The sequence below is a fragment of the Legionella cardiaca genome, assembly GCF_029026145.1.
Classification (GTDB): Bacteria; Pseudomonadota; Gammaproteobacteria; order Legionellales; family Legionellaceae; genus Tatlockia; species Tatlockia cardiaca.
Genome location: NZ_CP119078.1, coordinates 2,098,636 through 2,113,227, shown reverse-complemented (window position 1 = coordinate 2,113,227; position 14,592 = coordinate 2,098,636). Strand labels below are relative to the sequence as shown.

Below are 14,592 nucleotides of genomic sequence, written 5' to 3'. Positions count from 1 at the left end.
ACTTATTGAGTCTATTATGCCAATTCCTGACACTGAAATTATTACTTTATTAGATGAGGCTTTATCTGGACAAACCGAAGCTTTAATAAAATGGATTGACTATACGAATAGCCGTTCCTTCAATGAAGAACAAATTAGTCAGGTATTAAAAACTATCGATGGGATAGTAGCGAATAGCTCTACTAAAAATAGTAATGCTTTATTTTTAAGAGGATTATGGCTTCAGGAGGGTATAGGTGGCAAGATAAATACGGACAAAGCAATTAAGTTTTATCATCAAGCTATCGAACTAGGACATTCCTACGCAATGAATAATCGCGCCCTAATGCACCAGTATGGGATAGGGGGCAATATAAATATTCCTGAAGCAGTCAGTCTTTTTGAGGACGCTATCAAACTGAATAATGCCAGCGCAATGGATAATCTTGCCCATATGCATCAGTATGGTCATGTGACAGGTGAAAGGAATTATCCTGAGGCCATAAGATTATATGATGATGCAATTAAGCTTGGAAATGCCAGAGCAATGCAAAGTCGTGCTTACATGTATCAACATGGTATAGGGGGTGATAAAAATTACCCTGCAGCAATTAAACTGTATGAGGATGCTATCAAGTTGGGGAATGTTCAGGCAATGCGCGCTCGTGCTTTTATGCATCGTTCTGGTCAAGGTGGTAATAAAAATTATAGACAGGCTCTTGTTCTATATAAACAATATGAAAAGGCAACCGGGCAAAAGCTTAATTTGCAGGATTTATATAAGAAAATTATTGCTGATATAAAGAAGAATAATAAAGAACTAACTATCCTATATGAGCGAATTGATGATATGTATTACTATGGGCAAAAAATTGGCTTTAATAAAGGGGAAATAATTAGAGACCATACTCAAGCCTTAAAAAATAAACTGGAACAATTCCTGATAGATGCTTATTACCAAGAAACACCAAACTTAGAACAAGAGCTGGTATTTAAAGACGAATTTAAGCAGCTACTTAATAGCCAAGAGAAGAGATTAGAGATAGAGACGCATCGAGAAGCATGGAGACCAATAATTGCAAATATACTTCTTGCTTTAACTGGTATTGGGTTGCTAGCGATTATTGCAAAAGTAGTAGCACATGCAGTTGAAAGTCATGGGAATAAAACGGATTTCTCTATGAATAAAGCGTTTTTCTTTGCTAAAACACATTCTCAAATTTTGGCTGAAGAAATTGAGAAAGCAAATGATTGGTCTATACAACCATCATAGCTCCGGTCGTGACTACACTGCCAATTATGAACCGCAGTCTACTATTGGGGTGGGGTATGTCGAATTAGAAGATTCTATTAGCTTGTTGGGCTATAAGTGAAAGAGCTCGATGGTCCCTTCTTTACCCGCTTTATTATGGAAATGCTCAGGCCTTGATTGCAGTTGCTACTTTCATAATTTTTTGCCTGTTAAGTTTTTTACAAGCTCTTCATTCGCATCCCTAATTGTTTTCTCTGTAGGCGGAGAAACATTGATAGTAGTTCGCATCAGGCTAAGGAGATTATTAGGATGTCTGTATCCTGATAAGGCTGCGCGCTCCTCGGAGGTGAGCGTAATTATCTCTTGTACATTTTCAAAAAGTTGTTTTAAATTTTTCCTTAATAGACGATGAAAATCGCGAAAATCCATGTCCTCTTCAGTGTCTGGGATTGTAGTTCTTAGTGCTTCGACCATGGAAAGAACTGTGGTTGCGTAACCTATTTTTTGTCCAATAACTTGATATTTTTCATCTTCACTGCCATATTTTTTCAACAATTTTTCACTACGAGTTTCTAATTTAGTTTTATGATTCTTAAGAGTCCATTCCATCAAATTTAACTCATTGATATAGTTTTCTTTAAGAGTTGATTTATTAAGATGGCTTTTTAGTTGATGAATATCTAATATGACTTTTAAGCTATGTACGGCAGCATCGTAGCCCGTAACACAATTAGTTATCGTCCCGTTTTTATTGTATGTTCGATAAAATGTTTTTAACTTATCTTTCCATTCCGATGCACAGTACACCTGGTTTGACCAAGGGTCACAGATTACAGCATCAGTACCCCAGGAGTTAATATCATTAACGTTACTTTCAGGACTTCTTCCGATAACTAGAAAGATATGATCGCCTTTTTCTCCATCAATAGATAAAACCTCTACATTACTTGATGGAATTTGATTTGTTGTTGTTAAGAAATAATCCATCGCTTGTAATGCAAGCTCATAGCAATTCCCTAAGGAATATTTGCTGGTAAGTGAAATAGTTTTTTCATAATCATAAACGTCATCATCAGTGAGGAGCCGATAAGGATCCACGCGAGTCTGATTAATTAATGCTCTTACCTGTTTGAGTACGGCATTATTTAATGCTTCGAAATATTCGACAGGAAGATCATTATTTTCAAGTTGTGTGCAGCCATGGACAATCCGAGAGCGAGCGTAATCGTTTGCTTCGTTTGCCAGCTGCAAATGTAATTCTAGAGCGCTCATGCATTTATTATAGTAAGATTCTTAAAGTTTTATCTCATGTTTAAAATTTGCAAGCCTAATTGAGTAGGGTGGGCTTAAAAGCCCAACAACTTCTGGCTAGATCGTTTGAAGAAAGGGTTGGGCTTTTAGCCCAACCTACATGAGTTTATTTGGATGGTTTCAATATTAATCCTATGCAGTAGATTATTTGTTTAAGTCCGCAATGTTCCAAGCAATTTATCTTCTGGTGCCACCTCTTCTGCAGAAGTTTTTCTAATGATAGGTTTATCAAAAAAGGCATAGCTTCCAGTTACTGCTTTAGTAAGAAGGGATATAACAGCGGGTATAGTGCCAATTATCGTTACGAGCATTAGCATATTTTTCAAAAAAGGAGTCCAACTCTCATTACTTTCGTTTTTAACTTCATACCCACGAATTAATTGACCTGCTTTAATTTGAAACTCAAGAGATGCATTTTGAATAACTTCTATACTCTGATTTTCATCAACAACTTTTTTGAATTTCTCGAAAAGTATTGTTAAATCTTGTCTCATTGAGTTAATTTTTTCTAGATCATCTGGTTTTACTGAACCTTGTACTTTTTCAAATTTGCTAAATTCAGAATTGATATTTTTAGAGATTTCTTCATATAAGAAATTCATGAGGGACTTCAAGGTTACTCTAGCGGATGGATCGTTTATTATAAATTTATTTCTTAGTTCATTAAGATCTTGGTCTAATGAAAGAAATTGGCGATATAGTTCAACACGTAATGCGGCATCAAAGGCCGTTTTAAACTTTTCTTTATATTCTTCACCATCGTGAATATCTTTTACTTTATCACTCGCAATATTAAATGCGGCAAGTGAGGCTGCCATAATTTTAGCATCGGTATTAACGTCAGCAAAATCAGCACATTCGCCAGATGCACAGGTCGGAGCAGTGTCAGTAGCAAGTGTCTTTAATTTTTCTTTTATTTCGTGGAGATTATTCTCTTCCGTATTAATTAGAAGTATTGGTAATAATTTATTATATTCCGTCATAATTAATTCATAGATTTTGAATACATTCTCTGGCTTCATGAAAGGTTCCTATCGCACAAATATTGTACACATTATATCCAATATAAATTAAGATTTTATTAAGAATATTGCCTGAAATTTCTTTCACTTTTGTCATTTTTTTAAAGATTGCTATTCGATGTAGATTGAGCTGCCAGGGCACCCAATTCTAGCTAGATTGCTTGAGGGATCATCATTAATTTATCGAGATTTAGTGTCATTCCTGCGCAGGCAAGAATCTCTCTATGCTATTAACTCTTCTCTTCGTTTGAGAGATGGATTCCCGCCTACCCACGCAGAACATGAATTACTATACTTCAGGTTTTAAGGTTATCTTCATCATGTTTGTTTAACCAGTCTGACTGCGGATTGGCAACAATTGAGTTTTCTTATCTGTATTTTTTGCAATACAATCAGATAGAATTTATTGTTTTTAACATTCGCTGTAGAAATAATTGCGCCTCCTCCGAGTTAAAAAAGCGCGAATTGAACGCAAGTCCTATCATGTCACCCAGATTGCTGCTTCGTACAAGAAGATTTATTTTTTCAGGATTAAGGTAATTCCATAATGTAACTTTTTTTCCTCCTTGTTCAAGGAGGTTGTCGATTAGATAATCTGCAGGTTGAAATAATTTGCTTTCATTATCTGCTTTGTATTGATTAAAAATAAACTGAGGTTGTCTATAATTAATTTTTTTCATATCCCGGTCTAAAAATGAATACTGGTATTGTTCGATTAGTCCAATAATGTGGATTTGGATTTGTTTTATTTGTCCTATCAAGTCATCCGATGAACTTATTTGTACAAGGATAGGGATATTATCGGCATAATAACCTATCATATTCTGAGGAGTCAGTGAGACTCTGTTTGATTTAACAATACTAAGGTAAATTTTATCTTCCTGAACCAAGGTTTTTAATGTGTTACAAAACATATAAAGATAGAAAGCATAAAGAGAAAACTGATTTTTTTGACAAAAATATAGTATTTTTTCTGTGAGCTCTCTGGATAGTTGCTGGTAAACGACTTCTCCCATAAAATCAGGTTTTTGACAGTCCGCAGGCAGCCAACTATTTTCTGAAAGAAGTGAATTGATGTTAGCGATATAATTTGCATAGTGATGCAGATTTTGAGTATAGGCTGATTGCTCCAATTGGTATCTGCTTAAATAATGCTTGTCTTCGCTTGGTATATCGTCTTTTCTATCTTCCTGGTAATACCACCGCTCCAGCTCTTTAAGAAATTGTTCGGCAGAAAGCCCATCACATACAAGATGATGCAACCTAAGTAATAAAATTCTATTTTCTTTGTCTTGATTGTCCACCACGAGATAGGCTTTTAGTAAGGGCGGTTGCCATGGAGCGATTGGTTCTACTAATAGGTTATTCAGTGTTGCATAAAGATGATCAGTTTCGATGTGTTTAATTGCGGTTTGTACCTCAGAATGAATGCACCATTGGATACTTTTATCCTGTTCTATAAAGGATGTGCGCAAGGAAGGATTGTGTTGAATGGTTTTTTGCAAAGCAATATTCAATTGTTGTAAATCAACATCTTTATTCAGGATCTTAAATAGCGGAACATAGTAAGGTAGGCCATTGGGGTGTTTTTTTAACAATTGCCATAAGTTTGCTTGTAACGCTGAAGCTTCGTAATAGGATATATTTTTTTGATTGGCAAACTCTGTCGCATCCTCGGTGTTTTCATTGGCAAGCAGACGAGATAACCAGTTATCTAATAAGGTTTGTGCTGTTTCTTTTTTTATTTTATCAGTCCGGTATTTCAGCGCAAATTTCAGATGATCTTCAGACAAATGAACTTTGAACGACAATAATCTGGGTTCATCTCCCCATAAGTAGTTTTGCACATTGGTTGCTTTTACCATGGTCATCTGCAGCGTGGTTTTCAGATTCAATTCAATGCCTCGTTGGAAATCAAACGAGATCATTGGTTTGTTTAAACCCAGTTCTTTTAAAATAGGCAGACGGAAATACTGTTTGTCTCCTAGAGATAAGATCTGATCTTGTAGCAATTTGCTGTGCGTAAAAATATTAGGTTCGATTTTTGAAGTAATTACCACATCATTCGATGTATCACCGAAGACTGTAGCAAATTCACCGTTTTCTCTGCCTGAGAAAAGGACCACTATTCCGAGCTGTTCCTGTTGAAAGGTAGCAAATAAGACGTCAAACAGGTTTGCCAGCATGAAATTGCTCATCGATAAATTATTTTTTTCAAGAACATTTAAACTGCGTTTTATTTTTTCTAAAGCTAATACTTCAGAGACTACATGCGCTTCCATTGGTTGTTTCGTTTCCATTGCAAGAGGTACAGTGACGGGCATATTTTCCAGCCTTTGCTGCCAGTAAGATTTCAAATCATCATTCAAAGCGTAATAAACATTATCCCATTGCCATGAAATGAAATCGCCATACTGTGAGAGTGGGTCTTTCAAAGGCTCATCATCATAAGCCTGAACTACTTCATGAACGAATGAAGTAACGGTATAACCATCACAAATAAGGTGATGAAAATTGAGTAACCATAAATACTGTGTTTCATTTTGTTTAATGAGCTTTGTCTTGATTAATGGGGCTTTGGTCAAATCAAAAGGCGAGTTGAAAAAATCAACGACATCCTTTTCATTATGGTTGTCCAAAAATTCAAGATTAAGCAAACAGTCTTCATGAACATGTTGATTTACTTGTCCCAAGACCTCATAAAAACTACAACGTAAAATGTCATGGCGTGCCATTACTCTGGAAATCGCTTCTTGTAATCTATCTCTTGATAAAGCACTATCGATACGTATTGTAATTGGAAGCTGGTAGGCTTCTTTTTCGGGCGTCTGTTTCAAGAAATTCCAAATTTCCTGTTGTTGTAATGAGAGAGGGAAGGTTGTTGCACGAACTCTAACTTGTTCAGAAAGAGAGGCATAATTTTCCGGTGAAGTCTGATTGATTTTTTTTGCCAGCAACTCTGCTGAGGCATAGGTAAAAATGTCTTTGGCAACAATGCATTTTCTCTTATATTTTCGATTGATTTGATGAGCTAATTGAGCGGCCATAATTGAATCCATCCCCACATCAAACCAATTATCCTGCATTGAAAGATCACCTGACGAGATTCCCAGAATTTCTTGCGATATTTTGAGAATATCCTCTGCTTTTACCGTGGTTGCATCGAATTCATTGTTCTCTTCATTTTCTTCTTGAGGTTCTGTTAATGACGCTATTTCATCCAAGGGTTTAAGAAAATGTCCCAAAATAAGTTGTGGAAACTGTATTTGCTTTTTAAAAATATATTTGAGTTCTTCGATGGTTAAGGGAGTAATTCCTTTGGCAGATAAATAGGCTGTCAGCGCTTTTTCATTTTTCTTAAATAAACCAGTGTTTTTTACCGGACCCAAAATTAAAGATTGGGCCGCCTGATTTTGGTTGCGGCGTAAAGAGACCAATGCATTCAGGAATGAATTCGCTGCGGCATATATTGCCTGTCCCTGATTACCAAATATTGCACTTAATGAAGAAATACAAATAAATACTTTAAGTGAGTAACTACCTGTAGCTTGATGGAGATACCAGGCCCCCAAAGCTTTTGCCTTAAGGATGGTGTTCATCTCCACTTCTGTGGTTTCTAACCATGGTTGGTCAATGGTTGTGCCGGCAGCATGAATTATCATTGTCAATGGAGGAAAATGAGCAGGTAGGCTTTTCATGAGTTTTTCTACTTCATCAGCGTCAGATACATCGCAGCAACAATAGTGTAATTGCAGCCCTTTTGCTTTTTGATCAGTGATTACAGTGGACCAGGATGGTTCATTTTTTCGGCGTCCAACGGCAATAATATAGTTCAGGCCAAGTTCTGATAGTACTTCAATTAACGCTTGGCCAATATCACCATAAGCACCCGTAATCAAACATACATCCTGGGCTGTAATTTTAAAATCGCTATTGGCTAGGTGGGCATCGAGAGGGATAATTGTTTGTTGCTCATAGTGTCCTGTTGGTCCATAGCGTAATATTCCTTGTCTCTCAGGTTGAGCAAAAATAAAATCAAGCCACTTTTGATCGGTTTCTTTTGTTATCTGCAAACAACTGAGGGGCCATGCGGGATATTCCTGTTGTACTGATTTTAGTAAAGCCAATAAGGCTGTGCCTGTAAGTGAATCAGCATGAGTGAGGAAAATAAATGGTTTTTCCGATGCATTCTTTATTAATGCTTGTGAAAGCAACATCATGAAAGCCATTTCATTTTGTAATTGTTCATTATCAGCAAGACAAAGATAAATAAAATGATCTGCCTGTTGTAGAACCGTAGCCAATTGTTCTTTCTGCTGGTTGGAGGAAAGATATATAACGACTTGCACTGCGGGAAATTTTTGTTTTAAAAGTGAAATGTATTCATTAAGTTGATTGTCTTCCTCCCTGCTTATCAAGACAACCGTTCCTTCTCTAATAGCAAGTTCTGGCTGCCAATCAAGTTTTTCCCATTGCGGCTGATAAAGGCAGGATTTCCATGTGTTCTCTATTGAAACAACATCAGGTGTGGGGTCAAATTTTGGCAACCAATAATTTTTGCCTTTAAAGGGGTATTTAAGCAGGGGTTCTTCCACAAAAAGATGATGTTTATCAAATTCCTGCCAGTTGAGATCAATTCCTCGCAAATATAAATTTCCCAAAGTTTGCAATAATCCTGGCCAGGGTTGATTACAGTCAGAAACGGTTGGTAAGGCAAGTACATCATCATAGGTTTCCTGTATTTGTGAAGTAAGCAGGGGTTTAGGGCCAATTTCCAGACAGATATCAGTGCCTTTTTCAATTATAGTTTCTAATCCCTGATGAAATTGTACTGTTGCCAACATGTGGTTGCGCCAATAGGCTGCATTGATTTGACCGTTTTGAATTTCTTTTCCAGTAACATTGGATATAACAGCTATTTTTCCGGGCTTGTAATTTATTGTACTTGCTATTTTTTCAAATTCTTCAGCAATGGGCTTAATCAATGGTGAATGGAAGGCATGTGACGTGGCAACTTTTTTACAGCGTATATTCATTTCCTGACAAGAAAATTGGCATGCTGCGATGTCTTCGTGAGTGCCCGAAACGACGATTTGAGTTGGTCCATTTTTTAAAGCAATGACCAGGCTGTTAAAATTTTTAATTAGAGGCTCTACCGTTGAGGAAGGGGCGGTAATTGCCAACATGGAGCCATTGTCCGGAAGTTTCGAAAAAAGCATGGCTCGTTTACAGACAAGCATAAGCGCATCTTCAAGAGAAACAATTTCGGCAATGCATGCGGCAACATATTCACCTAAACTGTGGCCTAATAAACATTGAGGCTGCAAACCTAATTTCAATAACCATTGAGCCAGCGCATATTCATAGACAAAAAGAGCTGGTTGTGCGTACGTTGTATTATTGATATCTATAGATTCCGGCGTGTTTAATAAAATTTCCCGCAAATCATAGGGTAACCACTTTTTGCTCAAGGCACAGCAGTGTTCGATAATGGCGGCAAAGGGGGGTAGGGTGGCATACAATTGGGCAGCAACATTCGCCTGTAAACAGCCTTGGCCTGTAAATAGCCATGCCATTTGATTTTCGTCAGTAATACAGCCTTTCTGCCAGTTTTTATCTACTAACTTCTCTATCCATTCAGTTCTGCTTTGTGCTACTACAAAGGCACGATACGGTAAGTGGGTTCGTTTTGTTAACAAATGATGACATAATGAGGCAAAATGAATGCTTTCAGACTGTTGTTCGCCATACGCAAGATAGTTTTGTATGTAAGCACTCAATGTTTCTTTATCCTGAGCACTCACAACCCAAAGATGGTTTGGGCGGTTAACTTTTTCTTGAATTATTGCTGGTTCTGGTGCTTCTCCTAAAATAATGTGGGCATTGGTACCACTAAAACCAAAAGAACTGACGCCGGCGTAACGCTTGTTGTCATTCCAATTTGTAAGTTTTCCTGGCACTAACATAGTCTCTTGTTGATGTAGTTTTGGATTGAATTGGTGCAGATGAAGATGTGCCGGTATTTGACCATGTTTGATTGCTAAAACGGTTTTAATCAGTCCTGCTACCCCGGCAGCTGCTTCAAGATGACCAATTCGAGTTTTTAAAGAGGTGATATAAAGAGGAGTTTGGCGTTCAACGCCATAGGTACGACGAATTCCTTCCCACTCGATTGGATCACCAAGCTCCGTGCCCGTACCATGTGCCTCAACGTGGGTAATCTGCGTTGCCTGTAAATTCGCCCGACGTAAAGCGGTTTCAATGACATCAACTTGCGCATTTAAATTGGGAGCTGTCAAACCATTGCTTGCGCCATCCTGATTGACGGCACTGCCATGAATAACAGCATAAATTTTATTACCATCCTGCACAGCGTCGCGTAGTTTTTTCAAAATGACAACACCGCATCCTTCACCTCGAACATAACCATCTGCGCTGATGTCAAAGGTACTGCAACGATTTTTGGGAGATAACATATGGCTTTTACAAAATATAATATTTCCTTCCGGTGATAAAATGAGATTGACCCCTCCAGCAATAGCCATGTGGCAATCACCATCCTGTAAACTACGACTAGCCTGATGAATACTGACTAAAGAAGAGGAACAGGCAGTATCAATGGACATACAGGGTCCCTGAGTTCCGAGGAAGTAAGCCAGTCGACCGGCAGCAGTCGAGAAGCTGGTACCAGTAGCTTGATAAGTATTTAATTCTTCAAGAGGCACATTTTTTTGTATTAATGCATCATAATCATGCGTACTAATGCCTAAATAAATACCCGTTTTTGAATTTTTTATACTCTCAACGGCAATACCAGCATCTTCTAATGCATGCCATGTTACCGTAAGAAGCAATCGTTGCTGCGGATCGAGGTAAGTGGCTTCGCGAGGAGAAATATTAAAGAATTTGGCATCAAAAAATTTGATATTGTTAAGAAAGCCACCTTCAGAACAGTACATATGCCCTTTCTTTTCCCAATCAGAGTCGTAATACAGGCGGTTATCCCAACGATCAGACGGAATAGGAATGATATTGTCATTATTCTCTTTTAGATTTTCCCACAGCTCCTCGATGCCGTTAATATTTTTATAGTTTTGCCCTGGAAAGAGACAATCTATTCCTATGATCGCAATAGGTTCATAAGGCATGGTTTCTTCAATTACCTGGGGTCTTACTTCTGCTCTAAGCCGTTGGCTTAGGCTGCCAATAGTGGGAAACTCCCAAACCAGCCATGGATCCAGCGGTTGTCGTAACAGCTTTTCAAGATCGCCAATCATCGCAACGAGTTCAACGGAACTCATGCCGTATTCAGCAAAAGCCTTGTTTATATCAATCTTGGTGACAGGTGTTTGTGTATGATCAGAAACCCATTGTTTTATCCAAGGGATAATATCTGTAGTTTGTTGCGCCTGCTGCATCAAAGGTTCGTGTACCATGCTTTCTTGCAGTTGCTGCAAACGTGCAATCACTTCAAACTCTTCTTGAAGATAGGCATTTTTGCAAGTACTCCGTTGTATTTTTCCGCTGCTAGTTTTGAATATTTTTCTAGGAGGGATAAGTACAATATCGCGGGGAACAATGTCAGCGCTTTCAAAAACAGATTTTCTTATTTGTCCCAGAATACGTTGATATTCTGTTTTATCCAGGTCGGGATTTACCTCTGCAATAATAATACATTCTTCTGAACTGTCATTCTCCAGAGAAAAGGCAGCTGCACTGTTTTTTATTAATGCAGGATCACTTTCATAGCAGACTCTTTCTATGTCCTGCGGATAAATATTACGTCCATTGATAATTATTAAGTCTTTTAATCTGCCGCAAACAATCAGAGCACCATTCTGGTTAATAAGACCTAAATCGCCCGTTCTTAAAAAGGGACCTTCCTGAGTATCACTGGTAAATGCGTTAAATATTTCTTTGGTCTTTTCTGGAGCGTTATAATAACCTGCAGAAACTGATTCGCTCTGAACCCAGATTTCTCCAACCTGACTCATTGGAAGTACTTGCAGACTATTTGGATCCACTATTCTTAGCAGGCCCTTATCTACTGTTCCGCAAGAGACTAATTCTATTTGCGACTCAGGCGTTTTACTCGGAACAAGTAAACCTTGTTCCCATGACTTTTTATCTATTGAGATAAAACGAGAATTGCTTTTCTCAAAAGAGATACAAAGCGTTGTTTCTGCCATGCCATAACCGGTTCTTACTGTGTTTTTTGCTAAACCGTAAGGTGCCAGTAACTGTTCAAAATTTCTTACTGTTTGAGGTTTAACAGGCTCAGCTCCATTAACCAGAAAAAGAATATGAGAAAAATCGAGTTTTAGTTTAGATACATCTGTTTTTTTGAATGCTTCAGTAACCAAATCGTAAGCAAAATTTGGAGCCATGCTGAAAGTCCCTTTTTCCTGACTAAAAACTTGAAACCAAAACAGAGGATTTTTCAGAAAAGTAAGAGGCGCCATAAAAACACAGGTTCCACCATGAGATAAAGGCAGTAGCGTATTCCCGACTAACCCCATGTCGTGAAAAATGGGAAGCCATGAGACGCATTTTTCAAAAGCTCTTTCTTCTAAGTAGTGAGTCATTAAGTCAAGATTGGCAATTATATTTTGATGAGTTACTACAACCCCTTTTGGGGCACCTGTGGAACCCGAAGTGTATTGTAAAAAAGCGATATAATCTGGTTTTACGGTAGGTTTTATTCCTTCGAAAATATAACGCTTTTTCTGTAACTCCTCTATGCATATCAGATGACTGGTTTGGGGAAATTCAAATTGGTTTTCCTGACAGAAATTTTTAATTGCTTCAGTCGTCAGAACAAGCGAAGCATTGGAATTTTCGATGATTTTCAACAGGCGATGCAAATGTCGTACTTGTCGTGGCGGATAAGCTGTTATTGCAATATTTCCAGAGTTAAGTATGGCTAAAAAGGAAATAATGTATTCAATACTGGAATCAAAGATTAATAATATCGGTTGCTGTGTCAAAGGAAGGTTTTGTCGTAATTGAGTCTGTAATATGGCATCGGTCAGCAATAACATTTGTTCTTTTAATTGTCTGTAGGTGAGTGTCTGATAACTTTTATAATCTTCTTTGAGGAATTTCAGAGCTATTTTTTCAGGTTGAGTTTCAGCAAGATGAATAATTTTAAGGGGGAGTATATTTTCAAATTGATCTACCATAGCCTAATCCTTAAGAACAACAAAAAGTTAATACGTAAAGGTCAGTATGTAAAAATATAGAACAATGTCGCGCAAAAATCAGGTTTAAGAGAGCCGCTTATAAAAGTAATGGACTATACTAAATTAATTGGATATCAGAAAAATCAAGCGTGTTGCCATGGCATGGGGGTATTGATGTCTGGAAAATTAGAAGAAGCTCAACCGGTTGCAATTTTTGATTTTGATGGAACAATAACACGAAAAAGTACTACGGTACCGTTTCTTCGTTTTGTTTTCGGTGTTTCATTCCTTGCCAGGCTAAGCTGTCAGTTACATTCTTTACTTTTATATTATTGTCGAATTATAGATATCGATGAGTTAAATCAAATCATAGTTCAATCTTTTTTTAAGAACCTCTCCCGCGACTACCTTTTTCATCAGGGGCAAAATTTCTCTGAGAAAATTCTGCCTTCGCTGATAAGAGAAAGTGCGTTTCAGCGGATAAAATGGCATAAAAGTCAGGGGCATTATTGTATTTTGGCAACCTCCGCTTATGATCTTTATACCGAGCATTGGTCAAAGACTAATTGTTTCAATGATTTGGTATCTACCAAAATTGCTTTTGATGAGCGATGGCAGGCGACTGGTACTTTAGATGGGAAAAGTTGTTATGGTAAAGAGAAATTGCAACGGGTTCTCGAGTTAATTGGCGATAAACCAAGAATAGTTTACGCCTATGGTGATAGCGCTGGAGATAAAGCAATTCTTGATTATGCTACTTATCCTTACTATAAGTACTTCAAGTAAAAATTTCATCCACTATCAGAGGTTCTATGCTGAAAACAGAGGAGTTGAAGTATATCTCGGATGAGTTTGGTTTGATGGAAAGACTTCAAGTTATAAAGCCATTGGCCAGTGGCGATGTCAATTCTGCCTATCAGGTAGCCTGCGGTTCGCAAAAATATGTAATTAAAAAGATTAATAAAGAAAGATACGTTAAGGATTACTCTGTTGAACTCGACAAACTGACGCAGTCTTTGTTATTCAGTGAGCAAATTGCTGCACAATTATCCGAAACTAATCACGTTAGGTCTGCCTTTTTTACTGGTACTGACTGTATTGTACAAACAAAGAATGAACTGATTTTACTCTATCCGTATTTAGATGCTATTGCACTTGAAAATCATTCCCTATCTACAGATCATGTAAAGGACATAGCTGAATTTCTATATCAATTACATCACTGCCAATTAAGTTTTGATCATGATTTTGCCAAGAAAAAATTTGAAATTTACAAACAGCTTGGTGAGAAAATTATAAATCTTTCAGTGTGGAATCGAATGTCTTCCTTAACCCATCCTGGTTATTTTTTCCCCACAATTAATGCTATAGCAAATTATTTATTAGCTAATAAAGGCAATCTGCTTCATGCACTTGAGAATATGGAAGGTACGGTACTGTGTCATAACGATTTAAAACCTAAAAATGTACTTTGGAAAGAGAATTATTTTTGGGTGGTGGATTGGGAAACGGTGGGATTATTTGACCAAGCCGCTGATTATCTGGATAGTTTGTTGGCATGGTGCACTCTTTATAATAAAGATGGCGTTTCCATGGATCAAGGTAAATTACGTGTTTTTATGGAAGCTTATCCACTTCCAGAACAAGCTAATTTGGCAGAAAGTCTCAATATTGTTCTGATAAAATGGTATTTTTGGCTTGCCTTTTGTCTAAATAAATTAGTCAAGAATCCTAAAAAATTTAAAAGCAATTTTTGGCATATCCGTTATTCAATTAACTTTATAGTTTTTTTGATTAATGGCAAGATTATTTCTCAGATAGAAAATACACATTCAGGTTGAATTTA

Annotated in this window: 6 protein-coding genes; 3 read left to right on the top strand and 3 right to left on the bottom strand. The window is 37.3% G+C overall.

Translation table 11 applies throughout. The features are described from left to right. Positions 1 to 16: 16 nt before the first annotated feature. Positions 17 to 1,252 (top strand): tetratricopeptide repeat protein, encoded by a 1,236-nt coding sequence (locus tag PXX05_RS08995; RefSeq protein ID WP_275087894.1) that lies wholly within the window; start codon positions 17 to 19, stop codon positions 1,250 to 1,252. Positions 1,253 to 1,423: 171 nt separating this feature from the next. Here PXX05_RS08995 and PXX05_RS08990 read toward each other — a convergent pair whose 3' ends face one another. From PXX05_RS08990 to PXX05_RS08980, 3 genes are all read right to left on the bottom strand, one after another. Continuing rightward, positions 1,424 to 2,503, bottom strand: coding sequence for a hypothetical protein (locus PXX05_RS08990; RefSeq protein ID WP_275087893.1), 1,080 nt, complete (start codon positions 2,501 to 2,503; stop codon positions 1,424 to 1,426). A 191-nt stretch (positions 2,504 to 2,694) separates the two neighbouring features. After that, complete coding sequence (locus tag PXX05_RS08985; RefSeq protein WP_275087892.1) at positions 2,695 to 3,564, bottom strand: hypothetical protein; 870 nt, start codon at positions 3,562 to 3,564, stop codon at positions 2,695 to 2,697. 392 nt (positions 3,565 to 3,956) lie between these two features. Further along, complete coding sequence (locus tag PXX05_RS08980) at positions 3,957 to 12,746, bottom strand: type I polyketide synthase (RefSeq protein ID WP_275087891.1); 8,790 nt, start codon at positions 12,744 to 12,746, stop codon at positions 3,957 to 3,959. Between the two features lie 174 nt (positions 12,747 to 12,920). Here PXX05_RS08980 and PXX05_RS08975 point away from each other — a divergent pair, with 174 nt between their 5' ends. Together PXX05_RS08975 and PXX05_RS08970 are read left to right on the top strand one after the other, a co-directional pair. Next, complete coding sequence (locus PXX05_RS08975) at positions 12,921 to 13,532, top strand: HAD-IB family hydrolase (RefSeq protein WP_275087890.1); 612 nt, start codon at positions 12,921 to 12,923, stop codon at positions 13,530 to 13,532. A 26-nt stretch (positions 13,533 to 13,558) separates the two neighbouring features. Further along, the gene (locus PXX05_RS08970; protein ID WP_275087889.1) at positions 13,559 to 14,587 is read left to right on the top strand and encodes a phosphotransferase; all 1,029 of its coding nucleotides are present in this window, start codon (positions 13,559 to 13,561) and stop codon (positions 14,585 to 14,587) included. The last annotated feature ends 5 nt before the right edge of the window (positions 14,588 to 14,592 follow it).

Excerpts from the sequence above, each read along its gene's own strand:
- PXX05_RS08985 (WP_275087892.1), bottom strand. The coding sequence starts at position 3,564 with ATGAAGCCAGAGAATGTATTCAAAATCTATGAATTAATTATGACGGAA.
- PXX05_RS08975 (WP_275087890.1), top strand. The coding sequence starts at position 12,921 with ATGTCTGGAAAATTAGAAGAAGCTCAACCGGTTGCAATTTTTGATTTT.
- PXX05_RS08970 (WP_275087889.1), top strand. The coding sequence starts at position 13,559 with ATGCTGAAAACAGAGGAGTTGAAGTATATCTCGGATGAGTTTGGTTTG.
- PXX05_RS08980 (WP_275087891.1), bottom strand. The coding sequence starts at position 12,746 with ATGGTAGATCAATTTGAAAATATACTCCCCCTTAAAATTATTCATCTT.
- PXX05_RS08990 (WP_275087893.1), bottom strand. The coding sequence starts at position 2,503 with ATGAGCGCTCTAGAATTACATTTGCAGCTGGCAAACGAAGCAAACGAT.
- PXX05_RS08995 (WP_275087894.1), top strand. The coding sequence starts at position 17 with ATGCCAATTCCTGACACTGAAATTATTACTTTATTAGATGAGGCTTTA.